Annotated in this window: 1 pseudogene; it reads right to left on the bottom strand. The window is 74.1% G+C overall.

The annotated features are described in order from the left end of the window. Positions 1 to 226: pseudogene (locus RM812_RS42875) on the bottom strand (hypothetical protein); the annotation flags it as partial. Between the last annotated feature and the right edge of the window lie 29 nt (positions 227 to 255).

The raw sequence follows: 255 nt of genomic DNA, 5'->3' as shown, positions 1-255 counted from the left end.
CGAGTTCGTCCGCCGGCGGCGCGTCCGGACCGAGCAGCGGCACGATCCGCAGGAGGTTCTCCCCTGCTTCGGCCCACAGCCCCATCGGTCGTTCCGCGCTCCGCTCGAAGACGACGTCGCCGTCCGGCTCCTCGGGAGTGCAGACCCGGGCCAGCGTGCCGACGCCTTCCTCGGGGTGGTCGGGCAAGAACGCCAGGGCGGTCCTGTGGCCGGGTCCCTCGGTCACGCCGAAGACGTTGCCGCGCCCGGCCGCGA

Source organism: Streptomyces lancefieldiae, from assembly GCF_031845825.1.
GTDB lineage: Bacteria > Actinomycetota > Actinomycetes > Streptomycetales > Streptomycetaceae > Streptomyces > Streptomyces lancefieldiae.
This window is presented reverse-complemented; position numbering and strand designations above follow the sequence as displayed.